At 36.5% G+C, this 20,840-nt stretch carries 20 protein-coding genes; 5 read left to right on the forward strand and 15 right to left on the reverse strand.

Annotated features, from left to right (window positions below):
• The first annotated feature begins 11 nt into the window (after positions 1-11).
• Positions 12-515 (forward strand): hypothetical protein, encoded by a 504-nt coding sequence (locus CVS95_RS01145; protein WP_107695280.1) that lies wholly within the window; start codon positions 12-14, stop codon positions 513-515.
• Between the two features lie 132 nt (positions 516-647).
• Here CVS95_RS01145 and CVS95_RS01150 read toward each other — a convergent pair whose 3' ends face one another.
• Together CVS95_RS01150 and rsmH are read right to left on the reverse strand one after the other, a co-directional pair.
• Positions 648-941 carry a hypothetical protein gene (locus tag CVS95_RS01150; RefSeq protein WP_107695281.1) on the reverse strand — a complete coding sequence of 98 codons (294 nt, stop codon included), beginning with the start codon at positions 939-941 and terminating at the stop codon, positions 648-650.
• A 2-nt stretch (positions 942-943) separates the two neighbouring features.
• Complete coding sequence (gene rsmH, locus CVS95_RS01155; protein ID WP_107695282.1) at positions 944-1,867, reverse strand: 16S rRNA (cytosine(1402)-N(4))-methyltransferase RsmH; 924 nt, start codon at positions 1,865-1,867, stop codon at positions 944-946.
• Positions 1,868-1,994: 127 nt separating this feature from the next.
• Here rsmH and CVS95_RS01160 point away from each other — a divergent pair, with 127 nt between their 5' ends.
• The 4 genes from CVS95_RS01160 to ftsZ all read left to right on the forward strand — a co-directional run bounded on the left by CVS95_RS01160 (position 1,995) and on the right by ftsZ (position 6,767).
• Complete coding sequence (locus CVS95_RS01160) at positions 1,995-2,582, forward strand: class II aldolase and adducin N-terminal domain-containing protein (RefSeq protein WP_084108231.1); 588 nt, start codon at positions 1,995-1,997, stop codon at positions 2,580-2,582.
• A 139-nt stretch (positions 2,583-2,721) separates the two neighbouring features.
• Positions 2,722-4,179 (forward strand): peptidylprolyl isomerase, encoded by a 1,458-nt coding sequence (locus tag CVS95_RS01165; protein ID WP_107695283.1) that lies wholly within the window; start codon positions 2,722-2,724, stop codon positions 4,177-4,179.
• Positions 4,180-4,185: 6 nt separating this feature from the next.
• The gene (gene ftsA / locus CVS95_RS01170) at positions 4,186-5,613 is read left to right on the forward strand and encodes a cell division protein FtsA (RefSeq protein ID WP_107695284.1); all 1,428 of its coding nucleotides are present in this window, start codon (positions 4,186-4,188) and stop codon (positions 5,611-5,613) included.
• 14 nt (positions 5,614-5,627) lie between these two features.
• Positions 5,628-6,767, forward strand: coding sequence for a cell division protein FtsZ (gene ftsZ / locus CVS95_RS01175; RefSeq protein ID WP_087579938.1), 1,140 nt, complete (start codon positions 5,628-5,630; stop codon positions 6,765-6,767).
• Positions 6,768-6,859: 92 nt separating this feature from the next.
• Here the strand turns inward: ftsZ and CVS95_RS01180 are convergent, their stop codons facing one another.
• The 13 genes from CVS95_RS01180 to yidC all read right to left on the reverse strand — a co-directional run bounded on the left by CVS95_RS01180 (position 6,860) and on the right by yidC (position 20,839).
• Positions 6,860-7,153: a metal-sulfur cluster assembly factor gene (locus CVS95_RS01180; RefSeq protein WP_021091019.1), complete on the reverse strand. Its 294-nt coding sequence runs from the start codon at positions 7,151-7,153 to the stop codon at positions 6,860-6,862.
• Between the two features lie 3 nt (positions 7,154-7,156).
• Positions 7,157-8,347, reverse strand: a complete 1,191-nt coding sequence (locus CVS95_RS01185; RefSeq protein WP_107695285.1) for a peptidase M50 — start codon at positions 8,345-8,347, stop codon at positions 7,157-7,159.
• 1 nt (position 8,348) lies between these two features.
• Positions 8,349-8,687, reverse strand: coding sequence for a hypothetical protein (locus CVS95_RS01190; RefSeq protein WP_107695286.1), 339 nt, complete (start codon positions 8,685-8,687; stop codon positions 8,349-8,351).
• Between the two features lie 73 nt (positions 8,688-8,760).
• Complete coding sequence (gene msrB / locus CVS95_RS01195) at positions 8,761-9,801, reverse strand: peptide-methionine (R)-S-oxide reductase MsrB (RefSeq protein WP_107695287.1); 1,041 nt, start codon at positions 9,799-9,801, stop codon at positions 8,761-8,763.
• A gap of 80 nt (positions 9,802-9,881) precedes the next feature.
• On the reverse strand, positions 9,882-11,414 hold the full coding sequence (gene purH, locus CVS95_RS01200) for a bifunctional phosphoribosylaminoimidazolecarboxamide formyltransferase/IMP cyclohydrolase (protein WP_107695288.1): 1,533 nt from the start codon (positions 11,412-11,414) through the stop codon (positions 9,882-9,884).
• 22 nt (positions 11,415-11,436) lie between these two features.
• Positions 11,437-12,009 (reverse strand): hypothetical protein, encoded by a 573-nt coding sequence (locus CVS95_RS01205; RefSeq protein ID WP_107695289.1) that lies wholly within the window; start codon positions 12,007-12,009, stop codon positions 11,437-11,439.
• The gene (locus tag CVS95_RS01210) at positions 12,010-12,744 is read right to left on the reverse strand and encodes a TerB family tellurite resistance protein (RefSeq protein WP_107695290.1); all 735 of its coding nucleotides are present in this window, start codon (positions 12,742-12,744) and stop codon (positions 12,010-12,012) included. It lies immediately after the preceding gene.
• Between the two features lies 1 nt (position 12,745).
• Complete coding sequence (locus tag CVS95_RS01215) at positions 12,746-13,807, reverse strand: SDH family Clp fold serine proteinase (protein WP_107695291.1); 1,062 nt, start codon at positions 13,805-13,807, stop codon at positions 12,746-12,748.
• A 3-nt stretch (positions 13,808-13,810) separates the two neighbouring features.
• Entirely contained in the window at positions 13,811-16,000 is a 2,190-nt protein-coding gene (purL, locus tag CVS95_RS01220; RefSeq protein WP_107695292.1) for a phosphoribosylformylglycinamidine synthase subunit PurL, read from the reverse strand.
• Between the two features lie 272 nt (positions 16,001-16,272).
• The gene (locus tag CVS95_RS01225) at positions 16,273-16,860 is read right to left on the reverse strand and encodes an NAD(P)H-dependent oxidoreductase (RefSeq protein ID WP_107695293.1); all 588 of its coding nucleotides are present in this window, start codon (positions 16,858-16,860) and stop codon (positions 16,273-16,275) included.
• Between the two features lie 42 nt (positions 16,861-16,902).
• A complete protein-coding gene (gene mnmE, locus CVS95_RS01230) occupies positions 16,903-18,228 on the reverse strand; it encodes a tRNA uridine-5-carboxymethylaminomethyl(34) synthesis GTPase MnmE (protein ID WP_107695294.1) in 1,326 nt (441 codons plus the stop codon).
• Positions 18,225-19,286: a Jag N-terminal domain-containing protein gene (locus tag CVS95_RS01235; RefSeq protein WP_107695295.1), complete on the reverse strand. Its 1,062-nt coding sequence runs from the start codon at positions 19,284-19,286 to the stop codon at positions 18,225-18,227. The genes mnmE and CVS95_RS01235 overlap by 4 nt, the downstream gene beginning before the upstream one ends.
• Positions 19,286-20,839, reverse strand: coding sequence for a membrane protein insertase YidC (gene yidC, locus CVS95_RS01240; RefSeq protein ID WP_107695296.1), 1,554 nt, complete (start codon positions 20,837-20,839; stop codon positions 19,286-19,288). Before yidC ends, CVS95_RS01235 begins: the two co-directional genes overlap by 1 nt.
• Position 20,840: the final 1 nt, after the last annotated feature.

The raw sequence follows: 20,840 nt of genomic DNA on the forward strand, positions 1-20,840 counted from the left end.
GTCTATAAAAAATGCAAGAAACTTTAAAAGATAGAATCATAAAAAACGTTTTTTTTGTTTCAAAACAGCCAGTTTTATTCAGGGATCTACTTGAAGCAAATGCCCTTTTTAACGAAGGTATGCTAATAGATGGAGCAAAGCTAAATTTTAGATTTAACCACATCAAGCTCTATCAGATTTACGCACTTATCTGTTTTGTCATTTTATTTCCATTGTTAATCATCACGCATCATTTTTTAGCAAAAACTGATGCACACATATCGATAATAGCGACTGCTGCCGTTACTTCGGCCGTTTTCATTGGCTTTGATATGTTTAAAGTTTGGGCAAGAAGAGAGATAAGTCACGATCTTATCAAAAAAGCCTGGAGTGTGCATTTTCCATATTTCAGCTATGAAAAATACTCAAGCAAGGTCGAAGAAATTTATAATACTGCTATAAAAAATGACATATTAAAAAAAGATTTAGAACAATATATATATGAAAAGCTAATCTCTCAAAAAGAAAGTAATTAGTAAGTTAAAATAGGCTTTTTTATTGAGCTAATTTTATTTTTGTACAGTTATATACAAAATGGCTATATTATTTGCCAATATAATTGAACCGCAAAAATTTAGATGAGAATAAATAAAAATTTAAATGTTTAGTTATTTCCATTGACGCTCTTGCATATTATTTAAAATTTGATTTTTATAACGTAAATTTTCGAGCTTTATATTAAGAGCTCTATTTTCCTCTAAAAGCATATCTCGCTTACCGCTAATGTCCGCTATATCTCTACTTATATAATAAATTTGATTCGCTATGTAAATTTTTGGCAAAAATATAGCTAGAGCTATAAAAACAGCTAAATAAACCATCACTAATGTCTTAAAGCTTAAATTTACCTCACGTTTTTGCTCCTCGTCGTGAAGTGATAATAGCTCTTCTTTTTCTTGCATCTTTATCCCTTTATCTTAAAAACCCGCAGTTTTGCGCTCTTGCTTCGCGAGTTTATCTTTAGCTCATTTTGGCTTGCTGTTAGTGGCTTTTTTGTCAAAATTTCGCCTAATTCGTGGTTATTTCCGCACTCACATCTATAAACACCAGGTAGGCAGATACAGCTATTAGCCCATTTTTTAAAGCGCTCTTTTACAATCCTATCTTCAAGCGAGTGAAATGTAATAATCGCCACAAGACAATCTTTAAACCCACATTTTTCTATACTATCAAGTAAATTTGTTAGCTCATCTAGCTCACCATTTACCTCTATCCTGATGGCTTGAAAGGCAAGTATAGCAGGGCTAACTCCGCGCCCTTTTATCTGGGCTGTACCTATTAAATTTGCAAGCTCTTTTGCACTCGTTATCTTGCCTAAATTTCTAGCATTTATAATCTTGTTTGCGATCCCGGCAGCATTTTTTAGTTCGCCATAATCTCTAAAAATTCTAACCAACTCATCAAAAGAGTAATCATTTACAACATCATATGCGCTAAAATTTCGCTCTTTGTCCATGCGCATGTCAAGCGTACTTGAGCCAAGACTAAAGCCTCTATCATCTTTATCTATCTGAAGCGAGCTAACGCCGATGTCAGCCAAAATTCCTCTAACATTTAAAATTTCTTCTTGACTTAGCTTGCTAGTCAATTCAGAGAAGTTACTTTTATAAATTTTAACCCTACTGACAAATGGCTCAAGTTTTTTTAGTGAAAAATTTATAGCTTCGTTATCTCTATCACAGGCAATTAAATTTAAATTTTTATTTTGAGACAAAATGGCGCTAGAATGCCCAGCATATCCAAGCGTACAATCTATAAAATTTCCATTTAAATTTTTAAAAAAAGATAGAACTTCATCAAGTAAAACACTGATATGTGGACTTTGCAACACTGCCTCTTTATAGTAAATAGTGTGGAAAATTTATCGAAATTTTACTTAAAAAGCTATCATTACACAAAATTTTACATAAATTTTAAGATAGCTTAAATATAATCGCTTAAACGTAGGAGAAAAAATGGAGCTAGAACACTCAATAAATGAGATAAAAACGATATCACTTTCTATGTTTAGAAAGAATTTTTTTGGCGTCTTTCACGGCTCGATTTCGGCAAGAGTCGAAAAAAATCAATTTATAATCAATAAACAAAATGCCATTTTTGATAATTTAAAAGATGATGATTTGACACTTCTTTCATCAAAAAAAGACTATCGTTGGAATGAAGCTAGTCTTGATGCTGATATACACTTAAATATTTATAAAAATATAAATGAGGCGAGATTTGTTTGCTACGCGATGCCACCATACGCAACTGCCTACGCAATGAAACATGAAAAAATAGTACCGAAAGATTATTTTGGGTATATGAGATTTGATAAAATTTCTGTTTATGATCCAAAACAATATGATGACTGGTATGAACGTGCAGAAACTGAAATTTATAGATATATGCTAGAAAAAAATACAAATATTATTATCGTTAAAGGATATGGCATTTACGCATACAGTAGAAGCCCTCAGCTTCTTGCAAAAGAGATAGCTTTGCTAGAAAATAGTTGCAAATTGCTTCATTTAACTAGTGGTTATAGCGATTATAGTATTTAAAATTTTGCTAACAATACTAAAAAATTGTTAGCAAAATTCTTCACAAAGGTATTTTTAAAGCCCCTATTTTAAGCTTATTTAAGGCAATTTTATATAATATATCATACAAAATTTCGTTAGTCTTTTAAAGGAAAATTTAATGTTGTCTTGGATGCAAAAACATAAAAAATACCTAGTTGTTACCATTTGGGTAAGTACAATAGCCTTTGTTGGAGCAGGCTTTGTAGGCTGGGGAGCATATGATTTAAACAGCAATCGGGCCACTTCAGTAGCAAAAGTAGGACACAGAAATATAAGCATTCAAGAGCTACAACAAAAATACGATAGTTTGTATCAATACTACAATAACCTTTTTGATGGTAAATTAACGCAAGAAAAGGCTAATGAGTTAGGATTACAAAATGCTGCACTTCAGGCTACAATTCAAGAGAATTTACTATTAAATTTTGCAGACGATATAGGTCTTAGTGTTAGCAAAGATGATATTTTAAAATATATAATCGTTGATCCAACATTTCAAAAAGATGGTGCTTTTGATAAAAATTTATACTATGATATTTTAAGAAGGGCCAGAATAAATCCAACCGATTTTGAAGAAAATTTAAAACTAACAATACTACTTGATAAACTTAGAACTATTTTAAATTTACCAGCCAGCAAAGAAGACGTTGCAATGATGGAAGCAAGCTTTTTTATGCAAGACAAATTAGCAATACAGATAATAAATGCTAATCAAAGTGATATAAAAATAGATGAAAAAGAGCTAAAGAATCTTTGGGAAATAAATAAAAACAACTATATGACAAAGACTATATACGGTCTTGAAACATACTTTATAGAGTCAAATAAAAATGATGTAAATCAAACTACTTTGAGTGACTACTACAACGAAAATAAGGAGAGATATAAAGGCTCTGATGATAAAATTAAATCATTTGACGAAGTAAAGACTGAAGTTATCAAAGACTACAATATTGAGAAAAGCAAGACTGATGCTTTAAAAAAATATACCTCTATCAAAAAAGCTGAGCTTGTAACAAATGAATTTATTAGTATAAATGAAGATAATGCGACATTCTCACTTGATGAAATAAAAGGGGCAAAAGTTGGTGAGGTTATAAAACCATTTACATATAAAGATGGATATTTAATAGTTAGAGTAAAAAGTATAACTCCTCCACAACCTATGAGTTTTGAACAAGCAAGAGCAATGGTACTTGAAATTTATAAAGATAAAAAGAAAAAAGAAAACTTAACAACTATGGCAAAAGAGTCTTTACAAAATTTCAAAGGAACTGATATAGGCTTTATTAGTAGAGATATAAATAGCTCTATCTCAGGATTAAATGAAAGTGAGACTAGAGCTTTTGTTTCTCAACTTTTTGAAACTAACAACAAAAAAGATTATGTTATATTAGAAGATAAGGCCGTTATATACGATATTTTGGAACAAAGGTTGCTTGTAGATAATATAGATAATAACTATAAGCAAATAACACAGCAAAACGTTACAATGCTTAAAAATAATGAGTTAATAAAAGATTTAACAAACAAACTAAAAAAATACTATGAAATTAAAGAATATATCAAAAGGTAATTTATCTTGAGTACAAAAATTTTAGGTATAGATATCGGCTCTTTCCAGATTTGTGCAGTAATAGCACAACATGATGAAAATGGTATTAAGATAATTGGAATTGGAACTGAAAAAACGCAGGGAATAAGAAAAGGTGTTATAACTAATATTGAGCAAGCTGCAAAGTCAATAAAAAATGCATTAATAGAAGCACAAAGAGTTGCAGGAACACGCTATGAAAAGGTCATAGTTTCTATTTCTGGTGCGTATACAAAAAGCGTTGACAGTAGTGGTGTAGTGAATATACCAAATCATGAAATAGGTATAAAAGAGATTGAGCGTGCTATGCAAATGGCCGATCATACAGCTGATATACCTCATGAATATGAAAAATTACATGTTCTTCCTTATAATTTTAAAGTAGATGGACAAGAACACATTGAAGATCCAATAGGCATGAATGGTAGTAGACTGGAAGTGCAAACACATATTGTTACAGTACAAAAATCATCTATTAGCAACCTAAGAAAAGCCGTAAATTTAGCAGGCGTTCAACTAGATAACATAGTCCTTTCAGGATATGCTTCTGCGATAGCAACATTAACAAAAGATGAGAAAGAGCTTGGTGCCGCACTTGTTGATATGGGTGGTGCTACTTGTAATCTTGTAGTGCATTCTGGAAATTCTATAAGATACAATGAATTTTTACCTGTTGGCTCAGCAAACATTACAAATGATCTTTCTATGGCTCTACATACACCACTTCCAAAGGCAGAAGATATAAAATTAGGTTATGGTGCTTTAATAAATAAGTCAGTTGATCTAATAGAGCTTCCGATCCTTGGAGATGAAACAAAAAGCCACGAAGTTTCACTAGACATAATATCAAATGTTATATATGCCAGAGCAGAAGAAACTCTTATGGTGCTTGCCAAGATGCTAGAAGATAGTGGCTATAAAGATAGCATTGGTGCCGGAATAATACTTACTGGCGGTATGACTAAGCTAGAAGGTATTAGAGATCTTGCATCCGCGATATTTGACAAAATGCCAGTTCGTATAGCAAAACCAAAAGAAATGGATGGATTATTTGAAATTTTAAGAGATCCAGCAAATTCTTGTGCTATAGGACTTTGTTTATATGGTGCTGGCAACTTTAGCCCATACGAGATTGATTCTGAGAAAAAAATGAGATACCAAGGGGAAATAGCCTCAAAACCGAAAGCAAATTTTAGGAATGTTTTTGTAGAAGAAGAAAATGTACAAAATTTTGGACAAGAAACGCAGGATCCAAATGAAAAAGAGGATAGTTTTTCTGATAAAGATTTTGAATTAGAGATAGCAAATAAATCAAAAAATAAAGAAGAGCTTGCCAATATTGCAGATATTAGCAAACAAGAAAAAAAGCCAAATGCTTTTGCAAAATTTTGGTATAGTATTACACAATTATTTTAAGGAGAATTTCAAAAATGAGTAGCTTCACAGTAGAAGAAAATAAAAGCATCTATGGTGCAAAGATAAAGGTCGTAGGTGTAGGTGGAGGTGGTGGCAATATGGTCAACCACATAATAAGAGTTAATCCAAATTTAAATATAGATCTTATTGTTGCCAATACAGATGCTAAGGCCCTTGAAAATTCTCTTGCACATACGAAAATTCAACTAGGTGAGAAAACAACAAAAGGTCTAGGTGCAGGCATGAGACCTGAAATAGGAAAAGCTGCTGCTGAAGAGAGCTATGATGAAGTAAAAAGTGCACTTGAGACATCAGATATAGTTTTCATTGGTACAGGGCTTGGTGGTGGGACTGGCACAGGTGCAGCTCCAGTAGTTGCTCAAGCTGCAAAAGATATTGGTGCACTAACAGTTGCAGTTGTTACTATGCCTTTTATGTTTGAAGGAAAAAAACGTAGAAAATTGGCTGATTGTGGCCTTGAAGAGCTCAGGAAAGAAAGCGATTCTATTGTTGTCATTCCAAACGATAAGCTCTTAACATTAATTGATAAAAATGCTGGTATAAAAGAAAGCTTTGAAATGGTCGATGAAGTACTTGCAAGAGCCGTTAATGGTATGAGTACGATCGTGCTTGATTCAGGAAAAAGCGACATAAACCTAGACTTTGCAGATGTTAGAACGATTATGAGCCATAGAGGACTAGCTTTAATGGGTGTTGGCGAAGCAAGTGGCGAAGATGCAGCGCAAGAAGCTATAAAAAATGCTATACAATCACCACTTCTTGATAATATGACAATAAATGGCGCATTTGGTATTTTGGTTCATTTTAGGATAAGCCCTAGTTGCCCACTAGCTGATATCAATAATGCGATGAGTATTATTCATGAGGCAGCAGATGAAGATGCTGAAATTATATTTGGTACAACAACTGATGATAAAATAGAAGACAATAAAGTTGAAGTTACAATAATAGCAACAGGTTTTCAAAGCTCACAAAAAGAAGCTGAAAAAAAAGATGAAGTACAAACTTCTAATGCAAGCGATATCATAAAAAAAGAGCGTATATTAAGACTTAAAAAAGTTAGTGGTGGATATGACGAAGACTATATGTCACAGCTTGATGTACCATCATTTATGCGCCATCAAATGGACTAATAAAGAAAAACAAACTCCTTAAAATTTCTAGAGAGCTTTTGCTCTCTAGCTTATTAAAAATTTACAAACCTTTAAATCCAAAAACTTAAAAATTAAACTCCAAGTTGTGCTTTTACAAAATCGCTTGCCATTTGTATATTCCACTCAGGCTCCCAGACAAGATCAATCTCACACTCTTTGACACCTTCTATATCAAGTACAGCAGTCTCTACCCAGCCAAGTATCATTTCATGTAGCGGGCAAGATTTGGTTGAAAGCGTCATAGTAACTTTTGCTTTGCCATTTTCATCGCAGCTAGCATCATATATAAGCCCAAGCGAAACGATATCAAAGCCAACTTCTGGATCAACGATATTTGACAGTGCGTTATAAATTTTTTCTTTCATTTTTTATCCTTTAAAACCAGTAAATCTAAAAATATTTATTATATTTATCGATAGTAAAACTATACTAAGAGCTATAAAAATCATACCAGCTTGCACTAAAATTTCTAGTTCAAAGCAAGTTGAGAGAAGATAGCAAAGAAGTGAGACGGTATTAAAAGCTATACCAAAATAAGCTATCTTTTTTAGTATCATGGCATCAAGAAGTGGCACTTTTACCTTTCCTACAAAAGGTGCTACATAGTGATACCATATAAGAAATGGTGCGATCTTGTAAAGATGAGCTACGATAAAAGCAAACAAAAAGCCATATATTAAAAAATATGCAGCTAAATTTAATTTGTCTAAAGCTATAAAAACAGCAGCACCAAGTAAAGCCACCAATGAAAGCACGATATTTACATTCCAGTAATCATACGCCTTTCTAACGCGCTTTTTTAAAATATAAAGTGCTTGAGCTATAAAAAGTAAAGCCGCCACACATATTGACAAAATAGACAAATTTTCATTAAAAGCTAGTAAGATACCACCCAAAATATAGCATGCTAGTGAGGCTTTACTAAGTGCAAATTTTAGATCGTGAGCCAATGCAAACATAGGTAGGAGTACGCTAGCAGCTCCAAGTATCACAAGAAACACAAATCCCAGTACAAAATAAACGTGAAATTTTAGTGTCATCTCAAAATCAAGCATCAACGTACCGCCAAGTATCATAAGCAAGCAAAAACCAAGCGTTATTCCAATTATCAAAAAGATAGCTGAAACAAAAAGTGCAAAGGCTGCAAAGCTCCTTTTTTCATTATCCATAAAGCTTAATGCATAAGTCATAGCAAAAAAAGCGAGCGAGCAAAAAAGCAAAACTCCACTAATTTGTAAAATTTTAGCCTCAGCAAATAACATCCCGTAGCACATGCCCAACAATGATAGACAAAAAATAGCCAAATTTAAAATAGCACCTTTTGCAGTAAAAAACGGCTTTTCTAAGATGACTGAGGTTAGCTGATAGAGCGCTCCGATGATAATGCTCATAACAAAGCCAACAAAAAATATATGCAAAAAACCAGCTGTATTTAGTGAGCTGATAGCATCAAAATCTGCATAAAAGAACGCCGGCACACTTAATGCTAAAAAGAAAATTCCAACAATAAAATATCCACCGACTAACTTAAATGGTGGTGCGTAAGTATTTAAAAGCATCTTAGTGACAAAGACTCGTATCTACGTCTTCTATATTTGCACCGTCTTTTAGGCTAAAAATCATCTTTACAGCCCCACCATCTATATCTTCACGCTCTATATCAAAGCTCTTATCTATCTTTGGTATAAGACCGACTGGAAATTTATGATTTAGCATCATAATTTTTGTATTTTTATCAGCAAATTTAATAGCGATTAATGCATTAACCATTGGCTCTGGCGGCACGCAAGGACGTGAGTCAAAGCCAACAAAATTTACACCATTTTCATTAAATTTATAAAATGGCACGGTTGCACCATCGACATTAAACTGCTCTGCGTTTTTGAAAAAATTGCTCATTTTTTCTCCTTTTAATTTTGGAGAATTATACTCTGATTAAACTTTTTAAACTATTGATTTGCTTCAACAAAAGCTATTTTACGTAAGGTATAAATTCCTCGTATCCAAGTCTAGCCATATCTTCAAGCGGTATAAATTTAAGGCTCGCACCGTTTATGCAATATCTTAGCCCACCCTTATCGCTTGGGCCATCGTTAAAAACATGCCCAAGGTGCGCGTCACTATTTTGAGACTTAACTTCGACCCTTTTCATCATAAAAGAGTTGTCCTCCTTATACGAAAGAGCTGTTGTCGTGATAGGCTTTGTAAAGCTTGGCCAGCCACATCCTGCATCAAATTTATCTGCACTTGAGAAAAGTGGCTTTCCGCTCGTTATATCTACATAAATGCCTTTTTTATCAAATTTATCATACTCGCTACTAAATGGCCTCTCGGTCGCTGCTTCTTGCGTCACGGTATACTGCTCGCTACTTAAATTTTTCTTTAGCTCATCTTTACTAAGCGGCTTAAATTTCGCCTCATCGTAAAGCGGTTTATCAGCTAAACCTAGATTGATATGACAGTATCCAAAAGGATTTTTATCAAGATAGTCTTGATGATACTCCTCACCTAAGACAAAATTTTTAAGTGGCGCCACCTCAACCACGATCTTATCTTTAAATTTCTTTTGCTCTATTTTCATAAAGCTCTCTATCGTTGGCAGATCACTTTCGCTCACATAGTAAATTCCGCTTCTATACTGCCTACCGACGTCATTGCCTTGTTTATTTAGAGAGGTCGGGTCGATCACTCTAAAAAAATGAGCCAAAATTTCAGCCAAAGCGACTCTATTTTCGTCATATTTTACATAAAGCGTCTCGGCATGATCGCTCTCATGAAGCTCGCGGTAGTTAGTATTTTCGCTCTTGCCATTTGCGTAGCCTACCTTTGTATCCACTACGCCAAATATCTTTTTAAAATATCCCTGCATACCCCAAAAGCAACCACCTGCTAGATAAATTTCTTTCAAATTTTGCCCTGCCATCGTCTGCTCCTTTATAAGCTCATCTTTTGCCATCAAATTTAGACCAAAAAACATTGCCGCCATCAAAATAAATTTTAAGATATTTTTCATTCTATCTCCTTTCGTTTTTGAAAGATTATACGAAAATTAAAGTTATAAAGTGTGAAGAAAGGGGCAAGCGCCCCTAAATTTTAGTGTAAAAAGTGTCTAACGCCAGTAAAGTATAGCGACATGCCATGCTCATCAGCAGCCTCTATCACCTCATCATCTCTGATACTGCCGCCTGGCTCGATGACGCATTTTACGCCCACTTTGCTAGCAATATCGATACTATCTCTAAATGGGAAGAACGCTTCGCTTGCAAGTACGCAACCGCTTAGATCGATCTTTAGCTCTTTTGCCTTTGCCACAGCCGCACGTGCAGCATCCACACGGCTTGTCATACCCATGCCAATGGCTACCATCGCGCCATCTTTTACATAAACTACGCAGTTGCTCTTTGTTAGCGCCGCCACTTTCCACGCGATCTGGGCATCTTTTAGTTCGCTACCAGTTGCAAATTTCTTACTCATTTGCTTCATATTTTCAAGCTCTTCGTCTTTTACATAGTCTCTTTCTTGAAATACAAATCCGCCATCAACGTGCTTAAAGTCAAATTTATCATTTGAGCGAACTAAAAATTTATTGTCTTGAGTGAAAATTTTGATACGTTTTTTACTCTCAAATACTTTAAGGGCTGCTTCATCAACATTTGCAGCAATTATTACCTCAACGTAAATTTCATTTATCTTTTTAGCAAGCTCCTCATCAAGCGTGCCATTTATCGCGACTACACCGCCGTAAGCTGAGATCGGATCGCATTTAAGCGCAGCCTCGTAGCTCTCAAGCAAATTATCTTTTACCGCAAAACCGCAAGGGTTAGCATGCTTGATGATAGCCACAGCTGGCGCGTCATCAAAGCTAGTTGCAAGCATCAATGCGCCATTTATATCGGTCATATTATTGAAACTTGCCTCGCCTTTTAAGGCTCTAAAGTTGTTTGTGAAGAAATAATCAAACTCATAAAGTGCGCCTTTTTGGTGTGGATTTTCTCCGTATCTTGTATCAAAAACCTTGCTTCCCACGATAAATCTAGCATCGCCAAAACCGCCATTAAATCTATCATTCATATAGTTTGCGATCATGCTATCATATGCCGCTGTATGCTCAAATGCCTTTATCATCAGTGATCTTCTAAACTCAAAATCATCACTTTTTTCTCTTAGGCGCTTTAAAATTTCATCATAATCAAGCACGCTTGTAACGATAAGCACGTCTTTAAAATTTTTAGCAGCACTTCTTACCATGGCTGGGCCACCAATGTCGATATTTTCGATGATCTCAGCAAAGTCATCAGTCCTGATGGTAGTCTCTTTAAATGGATATAAATTTACGCAAACTAGGTCTATGCCCTCGATACCATACTCTTTTGCCTGAGCCACGTGCGTAGCGTCGTCGCGCTTATGCAAAATGCCGCCATGTATCTTTGGATGAAGCGTCTTTACCCTACCCTCAAACATCTCAGGTGAAGCCGTAAATTCGCTAACTTCAGTTGCTTTGACACCATTTTCTTTTAAAAGCTTAAATGTACCGCCAGTTGAAAGTATCTGCCAGCCAAGCTCTTCTAGCCCCTTTGCAAACTCTACAATGCCCTCTTTATCGCTAACGCTAAGCAATGCTCTCATTTTTTCTCCTTTATTAAATTTTTTATCTTTTTGTTAAACACATACCTTTTACAAGCAGAAGCTGCCCCATTTTTATATCTTTTGCGATATTCTTTATCGATAAGGCTTCTAGCGTAACCATAACATTTGCAGCTGCATCTATATAATAGTCTTTTCTCTCTACAAAGTTTTCACGCTTTTGACCAACAATATCAACGCTAAAGGCATAGCTTGAAATTTGATTGCCGTCAAAATATCTCGCATCTAATACGCTTAAATTTACAGGTTCCTCTTTCTCAAGTGCCTCGCATATCGGCTTTTTCGAACTAAATTTCATCACCTTTATACCACGATCATACGAAAAGATATACTCACTAATTTCATTTAATTTTTTTGCTTGAACTGACATAATGTCGCTCTTGTTGCCATCTTTATCGACAAATATTATGCTCACATTGCTATCTTTAACATCATAGTTGCTGATGACTAACCTTTGATCTTGATAAAGCTCACTTTGCGTAAGCTTAAATTTTATCTCTTTTCCATCGATATTTACCACTTTAAAATCATTACAAAAGCCAGCCACTGCTAGCAGCAAAATAATAAATTTCTTCATCTAAACTCCAAATTTCTCTTTTAATCGCCCATAAGCCTCGTTTATCTCCTGAAGCTTTTTAGTTGAGCGCTCGATCACCTCTTTACTCTCGCCCCTACCCATTAAGATATCAGGATGATACTGCCTTACAAGCTCTTTGTAACGAGCTTTTACCTCTTCAAGACTTGCATTTTTGCTAAGTCCTAAAACCTCAAAAGCATCTTTTTCTTGGACCATTTCATCGGGATTTGCCTCAAATCTTGAGCCATAAAAGCTATCAAATTTAAAGATGATCTCATCAAGCGTTTCTTTATCAATGCCAAATCCATAAGCGATATTTCTTATAACATCTTGCTCACTTTTGTTAAATTCTCCATCGATGTAGGCTAAATTTAGAAAAAATGTGAGCCTAGCGACGCATATATCGTAGTTTAGATTAAAAGCACTCTTGTAGTTTCTAGCGGTTTCGTAGGCGTTATCTACATTTTCTTTTTGGCTCTTATAAACCTCTTTTAGATACTCACGCACACCGCTAACGCCGCTAACTTTCTGGCTTAGATCATCTAGCACTTGAGTGATCAGCCTAGCCTCTAGCTCGCTAACTCTGCCGTCACTTTTAGCTACTTTTGCAAGCAGTGAGACTAGAAATTTAGCCTCATCTACATCTGCTTGTTTCTTGCGGTTACTACCTATTTGGACATTCATAAAGAGAAATATCGCACCGCCTAATATCAGTAAAAACAGGACTCCAGACATATTACCACAAGTGATAGATAGTATTTTTTATTTTGCCATTTACTAGCTCGTTTTTACGCCAAGAGCTCTCGTCATTCATCACGTTCCAGCGACGCTCTTCAGGGCGGTAGAACCAGTCTTTATCTATCTGATAGTAAATTTGCTTGCCATTTGTTTCAATGATATTTGCGATATTGTTATCGTGATAGCTATTTTCATCATAGTCAGTAAAAGCTCGCTGACCCATCTCTGAGTAAAGTAGCGTTAGCTCCTGAAGCATTTCATTTAGATCATCATCCATCTTTTTTACATGAAGGCCGATCTCGTGCGCCTCTCTAAAGAGGATCGGATATTCATGAGCTGGATAGTCGCCATTTAGCCTTTCAGAAATTTCTGCGATCTTTTTATCATCATCGATGTGATACCTAAGAAGCTCGGTGCAAATCTTAAGCGATAGCGAGCTAGCACGGTCAACCGCACCAAAGACTAGCGGATGAATATATTCATAAAGCGAATTATAAGGGTTTGTGTCGTTTGGCCTATCTTTATCTTGCTCTTTCCAAAGTTTGACCACACGACTAAGTTCGTCCATCGAAACGCTCACAAGCTCATTGCCTTTGTTTGTCGGGCTAAGCTCGTGTTTGAGTGAAGTATCAACAGGCGTTAGATAGGCAAGTGGCCCCATGACAATCTCATTTGCGCCAAGTGCCATCATGGTAGCAGCTGAGGCGCAGTTTGCAGGTATTAAAGCTATTAAATTTTTGCAGTAATTTCTAAGTGTAGTGATGATCCTAAGAGCGGCGATACCGCTTCCACCATCACTTTTTATAAAAAGATAGGCAGTATCTATCTTTTTACCCTTTAAAATTTCATACATAGCACTTGCATCGTTGCCGCAAACGCTACCAGCATTTGAATTATAGTAAGTTATCAAGGTAGCGTTTAGTCTTTTTTCGATTGATTTTATTAAATTTTGTGTCTTACTAAAAAGCACTGGCGGTTTTGCTACGCCTCGCTTTTCAACTTGTTCTGCTTCCTTTTGCTCATTTTCAGCCTCAGCAACCTTGCCCTTTTTCAAAGCCATTTCTTAATCCTCTTTTCTAACGATTTTTGCAAACTCATTTAGATAAATTTCTCTTATCTCATCCACGCTCTCATCGATATCATTTAGTTTAAATCTCTTGCCACCACTAACGCCAATCTTTTCAAATTTCACTCCAAATTTAGCAGCAAACGCTTCAAATTTAGCCTCGTCTTTCACTCCTACGACTGCTCTTGAAAAACTTTCATCAAAGATGAAATTTGGCTCTTTAAATTTCACTTCGCAATTTACGCCGATGTTTGAGATGCTAGCCATTTTTGCTAGTGTAATAGCAAGACCGCCTACGCCTACGCTATTTGCAAACTCTAAAATTTGCTCTTTATTTGCCTCTATCACTAGGTCCCAAAGGGCTCGCTCAGCTTTATAATCAACCTCTTTTAGCTTTCCGCCAACCACATCAAATAGTGCCTTTGCATAAAGTGAAGCTGCAAATTCACCGCTTGTTTCGCCAAGCAAGTAAATCGCCCTGCCCTCGCTTAAAAATGTGCTTTTTAGGTTTAAATTTGCATCTTCATTTACACCAACTGTGACGATGGCTGGCGTTGGATAGACGCTAACGCCGTCAGTGTCGTTATAAAGGCTCACGTTACCGCTAACAACTGGCGTATTTAGCTCACGGCAAGCCTCTTTTATGCCTTCACATCCCTCTTTAAACTGCCACATTACCTCTAGATTTTGTGGATTGCCGTAGTTTAGGCAGTCAGTTATCGCAAGTGGCACAGCGCCGCTCATCGCTACTTTTCTGCCAGCTGCAGCAACTGCTCTTGCAGCACCAATTTTAGGATCAACGAAATTTGCTCTAGGATCGCACTGCGCAGCCATAGAGACGGCCTTTTTAGTGCCTTTTACTCTGATACTTGCAGCGCCTAAATGTCCAGGCTGTTTTATAGTATTTGTCTGAATATTTGCGTCGTATTGATCGTAGATAAAGCTTTTATTTAGCACTTCTGGCTCTTTTAAAAGCTTGAAAAATGCGGTTTTGTTATCAACATTATTTGGAATTTTTAAATTTGCTATCTCATCAAGATATTTTGGACGTGCAACTGGACGATCAAGCACCGGAGCTGCCTCGCTAAGTGGACCGATAGGAATTTCACCTGCAAGCTCATTATGCCAGTAAAGCTGCATCACGCCGCTACTTGTGACCTCGCCGATGATCTCAGCATCAAGGTCCCACTTTCTAAAAATTTCAAGCACTTTTTGCTCATAGCCTTTTTTGGCGCATATTAGCATGCGCTCTTGAGACTCGCTTAGCATTAGCTCATAAGGCGTCATGCCAACTTCGCGCATCGGCACGCGGTCTAGATACATCTTCATACCACTACCACTTCTGCCTGCCATCTCAAAGCTAGAGCTAGTAAGCCCTGCCGCACCCATATCTTGGATGCCGATGATGTAGTCTTTTTTAAAGAGCTCCAAGCACGCTTCCATGAGCAGCTTTTCGGCAAATGGGTCGCCCACTTGCACCGTTGGGCGAAGTGACTTATTCTCGTCGTTAAAGCTATCGCTCGCCATAACAGCGCCGCCAAGGCCGTCTCTGCCGGTCTTTGAGCCCACGTAAATGACTGGGTTGCCCACACCTTCAGCCTTGCCGTAGAAAATTTCATCACTTTTGCAAAGGCCAAGCGCAAAGGCGTTGATTAGGATGTTGCCATTAAAGCTAGGATCAAACGTAGTTTCGCCGCCAACCGTTGGAATACCCATGCAGTTACCGTAGTGACCAATGCCAGCGACGCTTCCTTTCAGTAGATATCTATGCTTTTTGGCTAGCTCGCCATCGCCTCTTATCTCGCCAAAACGAAGTGAGTTCATGTTAGCAACAACTCTTGCGCCCATCGTAAAGACGTCTCTTAAAATTCCACCAACTCCAGTTGCAGCCCCTTGAAACGGCTCGATAAAGCTTGGATGGTTGTGACTCTCCATCTTAAACACAGCTGCGATCCCGTCACCAACGTCGATGACGCCAGCATTTTCGCCAGGTCCTTGGATGACCCAAGGTGCTTTTGTCGGAAAGCCGTTTAGGTATTTTTTACTTGATTTGTAGCTGCAGTGCTCGCTCCACATAGCTGAAAATATGCCAAGCTCTAGTAAATTTGGCTCGCGTCCTAAAATTTTTAAGATCTCTTCATACTCTTCGTTGCTGATTTTATGTGCTTGTATGGTAGCTTTATCCATTGATGTAACCTTTTAAGAATTTTAAGCCATTTTACAATCTTGCTTATAAAAAGTTACTAAAAAGCCTTTTGAAATTTAGCAGAATAAAGCATTATTGAGAGAATTTTGCCTACTTTGATAAGGTCTTTTTGTAGCAGTATTTTAAAAATTTATGCCAGTGTTTTATTTTTGCTAGCATGGTAATAAAAAGTGGCAAAATTTTCAAACCTAGCTCGTAGCTATTTTATTGCCACTTTTATTTATATTTGCAGTTTTGTTTCTATTTTAAATTTCTATTTCGTATTTTTAAAAACTTTTTCAAGATGCGCTTCGTACTCTTTTAGATATCTTGGTATGTTTGGCATCTTGATCACATCATTACACATAAAATATGGAAGCGATTTCATGCCTAAAAACTCATTTGCCTTTCTAAAATGATAATAAACTCCATCGATCCCACGCGCATCAAAAAACTCGCTTGGATCGCTAAATGCCTCAGCTGGAGCATTCCAAGTAAGGCTTAGCATAAATTTCTTTTCATTTAGCAAGCCGCCCTTGCCGTAGTTTTTAGTTGGATCGACCCTGTGCCTGCCATCACTCGTATAAAGCTTGCCGTGGCCTGCAGTAAAGACCTCATCGATATATTTTTTCACTATCCAAGGCTCACCCATCCACCAAGCTGGCATCTGCCAAACTACTGCTTCCATCCAGAGAAATTTCTCAACTTCAGCCTCGATATCATAGCCTTGATCTATCACAGTTTGCTTTATCTCGTGACCCATTTTTGCGAGCTTCTCGCATGCAAGATCATGAAGTGTTTGATTTAGCCTGCCATCTGAGTGAGCAAATTTTTTGCCACCATTTATAAGTAAAATTTTCATTCTCTCTCCTTTAAAAAACGAAAATTTTAACCAAAAAAACTATCATTTTCCTAAACAAAAATGGCTAAACATCTCGTCTAAAATTTCACTTCTCTCAAATGGCTTTGTGATGCTTGCAAGCGCCTTTATCGCACTATTTAGCTCATAAGCAAAAATTTCTAGCTCCTCTTCGCTGAGTCTCAAAAAGGCTCTTTTTAAAGCCTCACTCGCCTCTTTGCAGCTTAAAATTTGGCGGTTTGAGCTTAGCATGATCTCGTCGGTATCTTGTGTCTTGAGGTAGCTCTCAAGCTCTTTTAAAACTACACTCGTATCATTTTTTGCTGAAATTTTGATAGCACCCTCTAGCTCTATGTCAAATTTAAACGCCAGATCGCTTTTGTTTAAGATAAAAAAGGCTTTTTTGTTTGAGCTAGAAACGAGCCTAATTATCTCTTTATCTTGCTCGTCGCTTAGATTTGAGCCATCAAAAACAGATAGGATGATGTCAGCCTCGTTTATAGCTGAGATTGAGTAGTTTATGCCGATTTGTTCGATCCTTCCAGCATCTTTTCTAATGCCAGCGGTATCTATTATGCGAACCAGATGTGAGCCGATCTTGAAATTTTCTTCTATCCTATCTCTAGTCGTGCCCGCCTCGTCGCTAACGATCGCCCTCTCGTATGCCAAAAATGAGTTTAAAATGGAGCTTTTGCCAACATTTGGCTTACCAACGATAGCGATCTTAAAGCCATCAATCAGGCCTCTTCTTTGCTCGCTAAGTGCGGCTATGCGCTCTAGTTTCTCGCTATTTTTTAAAAGCAGCTGCTTGGTCTGCTCTAGTAAATTTGCAGGCAGGTCATCATCAGCATAGTCAATCATCGTCTCAACAAAGGCAAGAGTTTTGACCGCTTCGCTTCTGATCTCGCCTACAAATTTACTAAGATCGCCCTGCATCTGGCGGGTCAAAATTTTAGCAGCGATCTCGCTTTTTGAAGTGATGAGCCCTTGCATAGCCTCAGCCTTGGCTAGATCCATCTTGCCATTTAAAAACGCTCGCTTGCTAAACTCGCCTGGCATAGCAAGCCTAGCACCAGCCTTTATTAACTCGTTTAAAATTCTCTCGCTCACCATCACGCCACCATGAGTTTGAAATTCGACGATATCCTCGCCTGTAAAGCTTGCTGGAGCTTTAAAATATATAACGATGCCTTCGTCTAAAATTTCATCATCAAGGGAGTATATTTTGGCTAGTTTTGCGTATCTTGGCTCTAAATTTGAAAGTTTAAGAAGTTTTAAAGAGATGCTTAGAGCGTCCTTACCGCTAAGTCTTACGATAGAAACTGAGCCAATGCCATAAGCTGTGGCAAGGGCTGCGATAGTTTCACTCATTTTTTGAAAAAGTCATTTACGACGACAAATTTGCCGTCATTGCCACTTTTTATGCCGATATATTTATCTGGGAATTTCTCGCGAAGCTTCTCAAGTGCGATCTTTACCAAAATCCCATCAAGTGGTTTTGTTTGAGCTCTACCGCTATTTTGCACACGCTCTATCACACCATTTAGATATTGATCCATCATCGCTTCTTGATTTTGCAAAAATTGTGCGATCTCAAGGCGGATAGCAAGATTGTATTTTGAGTTTAACCAGTTATAAAGCATGTAAGATATCGCTTTATACCTATAACCTTCTTTACCTATAAGTAGAGCCGCGTCAGCCCCATCAAGCTCTATAAGCACAGTTTCATCGTCAAATTTGCTAACTTCAATTTTACTAATATCAAAACAACTTGCCTTAAAAAGACGGTTCATGCCCTCTTTGATCTCAGGTAAAATTTTATCAAAGTCGATTGTTGCTTTTTCTTTTTTTTCTTTTTGTAAAGCTTGAGCTGCACTATCTTCATCAGTTTGGTTAAAATTTTCAATAATAGAATTATCTAAAATATTTTTAGGAACATTTTTAGCAACTTGCGACTCCTTTATTTCTTTTGGCTCATCAAGTCTCTTTATCACATATCCTGGCTCAGCCTCTTCTTCACTCTTTTGAGCAAATGCATCTTTAGCTAGAGCTTCATTTTTTTCACTTAAATTTGACTTTTCATTTTTATGCTCTTTTTGCTCAAATTTAGTTTCGCTTTTTTCATCTCTATGTTTTTTAGAGCCTCGCTTTTTATCACTATGATCGTGTTTTTTAGCTTGCTTTTTATCTTCTTTTATAGCTTCGTTCTCATCATTTTTTTTAACAAAATTTTTATCATTTTTTGGTTTATGTTGTGGTTTTGGCTGATTTTCTAAATTTGCCTCAATGATCGCTGTCTTTTTAAAAAATCCCAAAAAACCACTACTTGGATGCTGTAAAACTTTTATATCAAGCTGAGTTACTGAGCAGTTAAGCTGCTCGGCTGCTTTTTGAAATGCCTCTTGAAGGGTATTTGCTTCTATTTTCATTAAGCCTTTACCTCCGTAGCTTTTTTATGTTTTTCAAAAAGTTTATTTACAAATACTTGCTGAACAACCGAGCAAACGTTATTTACAAACCAGTAAAGTGTAAGACCAGCTGGGAATGTCACGAAGAAAAATGTAAATATAAGAGGTAAAAATTTCATCACCTTTTCTTGCATAGGATCAGTAAATGTCGTTGGTGTAAGCTTTTGCTGTAAAAACATCGTAAGACCCATCAAAATAGGTAATACAAAATATGGATCCATTACCGAAAGATCGTGTATCCAAAGTATCCAAGGAGCACCTTTTAGCTCGATCGCATTTAGTAAGACGCGGTAGATCGCAAAAAATACCGGAATCTGGAGCAAGATCGGTAAGCAGCCACCCATAGGATTTGTACCATGCTTTTTATAAAGCTCCATCATATGAACTTGCATTTTTTGCTTATCATCTTTATATTTTGCCTGAAGCTCTTTTACCTTTGGAGCAAGCTCTTTAAGCTTATTCATAGATAGCATACCCTTATATGTAAGCGGGAATAAAACTATCCTTATAACAAGTGTTAGCACAACTATCGCCCAACCCCAGTTGCCAATGTAGTTATGCAAGAAATTTAAAAATGCAAACATCGGTTTTGCTATAAATGTAAACCAACCATACTCAATAACATCGTTTAATCTCTCATCCATCGAGCTTAAAATTTTATGCTCTTTTGGTCCGATATATGCGCCTAATTTTAAATTATCATTTGCCTTTACAAAAAGAATAGGATTGTTGTTAGAATCTTTGTCTACGGCTACTTCAAATGGCTTTTTAAATGAGTAAAATAGCGTTGTATAGTATCTATCAGATGCGGCCGCTATTGTGGTATTTACATAGTTTTTAATCTCTTTGGCGTCACCATCTTCTATGATATTTAGGCTATCATCCGTGTTTCTAAGCATCACACCGTGAACTGTATAGCTATCTACTGCGATGTTTGGTCTAAAACCAGGAGTGATGAAATAATCAACATTTTTACTTAAATTTACTTCAACTTCATATCTACCATTTGGGTAAAATTTGATATTTTTTGTAATCGTAACGCCATCTAAATTTTGAGTAAGTTTTATGGTTTTAGGCTCGTTGCTCGCATCTATCTCGCTAGCGTCACTACTATATGCGACCTTAAAAGCATCGGCATTTAGCGTACTATCGTTAAATCTAAGCTCAAGTGGCAATGGATTTTGTGAAACAAGCTCGATTTTGTTACCATCTTCAGTTTTATACTTCTCTTCAGTTAGATAGAATTTTGAAATTCTTCCTAGCTTATCTACCTTTGCTTCGTAGCTTTGACCTTTGATAGTAGCGATTATCTCATTTGAAGCTAAATTTTCATTTGATTTTGGTGTATTTTGATTTATATTTGGAGCTTTATTTTGATCTATTGTTTGAGACATTGTAGTTTGGTTTTGCTCAGGCACCACTCTTTTTGGCATAAAAAAATCATACACTATAAAAAAAACAATAGATAAAAGTGCTGCAAGAAGCAACCTTTTTTGCATAGACATCTGTTCCATT

This window comes from Campylobacter concisus (assembly GCF_003048905.1).
Lineage (GTDB): Bacteria > Campylobacterota > Campylobacteria > Campylobacterales > Campylobacteraceae > Campylobacter_A > Campylobacter_A concisus_V.

What these genes read in the sequence shown, in the direction of transcription:
- CVS95_RS01205 (WP_107695289.1), bottom strand. Translation starts at nt 12,009, where the DNA reads ATGAAGAAATTTATTATTTTGCTGCTAGCAGTGGCTGGCTTTTGTAAT.
- purH (WP_107695288.1), bottom strand. Translation starts at nt 11,414, where the DNA reads ATGAGAGCATTGCTTAGCGTTAGCGATAAAGAGGGCATTGTAGAGTTT.
- CVS95_RS01235 (WP_107695295.1), bottom strand. Translation starts at nt 19,286, where the DNA reads ATGAAAATAGAAGCAAATACCCTTCAAGAGGCATTTCAAAAAGCAGCC.
- yidC (WP_107695296.1), bottom strand. Translation starts at nt 20,839, where the DNA reads ATGGAACAGATGTCTATGCAAAAAAGGTTGCTTCTTGCAGCACTTTTA.
- CVS95_RS01145 (WP_107695280.1), top strand. Translation starts at nt 12, where the DNA reads ATGCAAGAAACTTTAAAAGATAGAATCATAAAAAACGTTTTTTTTGTT.
- ftsZ (WP_087579938.1), top strand. Translation starts at nt 5,628, where the DNA reads ATGAGTAGCTTCACAGTAGAAGAAAATAAAAGCATCTATGGTGCAAAG.
- CVS95_RS01165 (WP_107695283.1), top strand. Translation starts at nt 2,722, where the DNA reads ATGTTGTCTTGGATGCAAAAACATAAAAAATACCTAGTTGTTACCATT.
- CVS95_RS01190 (WP_107695286.1), bottom strand. Translation starts at nt 8,687, where the DNA reads ATGAGCAATTTTTTCAAAAACGCAGAGCAGTTTAATGTCGATGGTGCA.
- msrB (WP_107695287.1), bottom strand. Translation starts at nt 9,801, where the DNA reads ATGAAAAATATCTTAAAATTTATTTTGATGGCGGCAATGTTTTTTGGT.
- CVS95_RS01210 (WP_107695290.1), bottom strand. Translation starts at nt 12,744, where the DNA reads ATGTCTGGAGTCCTGTTTTTACTGATATTAGGCGGTGCGATATTTCTC.
- CVS95_RS01185 (WP_107695285.1), bottom strand. Translation starts at nt 8,347, where the DNA reads ATGCTTTTAAATACTTACGCACCACCATTTAAGTTAGTCGGTGGATAT.
- CVS95_RS01180 (WP_021091019.1), bottom strand. Translation starts at nt 7,153, where the DNA reads ATGAAAGAAAAAATTTATAACGCACTGTCAAATATCGTTGATCCAGAA.
- purL (WP_107695292.1), bottom strand. Translation starts at nt 16,000, where the DNA reads ATGGATAAAGCTACCATACAAGCACATAAAATCAGCAACGAAGAGTAT.
- CVS95_RS01215 (WP_107695291.1), bottom strand. Translation starts at nt 13,807, where the DNA reads ATGGCTTTGAAAAAGGGCAAGGTTGCTGAGGCTGAAAATGAGCAAAAG.
- CVS95_RS01160 (WP_084108231.1), top strand. Translation starts at nt 1,995, where the DNA reads ATGGAGCTAGAACACTCAATAAATGAGATAAAAACGATATCACTTTCT.
- CVS95_RS01150 (WP_107695281.1), bottom strand. Translation starts at nt 941, where the DNA reads ATGCAAGAAAAAGAAGAGCTATTATCACTTCACGACGAGGAGCAAAAA.
- CVS95_RS01225 (WP_107695293.1), bottom strand. Translation starts at nt 16,860, where the DNA reads ATGAAAATTTTACTTATAAATGGTGGCAAAAAATTTGCTCACTCAGAT.
- mnmE (WP_107695294.1), bottom strand. Translation starts at nt 18,228, where the DNA reads ATGAGTGAAACTATCGCAGCCCTTGCCACAGCTTATGGCATTGGCTCA.